Origin of the sequence: Polynucleobacter alcilacus, assembly GCF_018881545.1 — a bacterium.
GTDB classification, from domain to species: domain Bacteria; phylum Pseudomonadota; class Gammaproteobacteria; order Burkholderiales; family Burkholderiaceae; genus Polynucleobacter; species Polynucleobacter alcilacus.
Window position 1 is genome coordinate 1 of sequence record NZ_JACVQD010000004.1, and the last position, 489, is coordinate 489.

The 489-nt window shown below is 48.3% G+C and carries 1 protein-coding gene; it reads right to left on the minus strand.

Features of this window, described 5'->3' with window-relative positions; translation table 11 throughout:
- Window positions 1-489: hypothetical protein (locus ICN45_RS10325; protein WP_216175723.1), on the minus strand; the 489-nt coding region annotated here is incomplete at both ends.

The following is a 489-nucleotide window of genomic DNA, read 5'->3' on the forward strand; positions in this document are numbered from 1 at the left end:
TCTACTTCATCAATACCGTTATCACGTAAGGTGCTAGTTGCTGCGCCTAAGCTGGCAAGTGAAGCGCCATTAAAGTCAGTGCCATTAAATAAGCTATCTAGGCTGGTGTGATGTGCGCTAGCCAGATCATCTAAGCGGATTTCATCAATACCAGCACGGGCAAAGGCGTTCGCATCAGCACCTAAGAAGTTACCGTCACCCAATAAGGTGTTGATATCAGTAGCCAGGTTCACTTCTTGGCCACCAACAAAGTTTGGCAAGCCACCTAATACGGCGTCATGCAAGGCGCCAGCGCCATTAAAGCCTAAGTCAACAGTAAAGCCAGCGCCTAGCTCACTCGTAGCAATACCTGCTAAGGAGACCGCATCAACGTGTAATTTCTCTAAATCTTTTAAGCTGTTATTAAGGTGGGTGCTATGGGCATCGACCGTGACATGGTTACCTTCTACAAACGAGAGGCCAGCATCGAGTAAGGCGTGGGCATTGTCA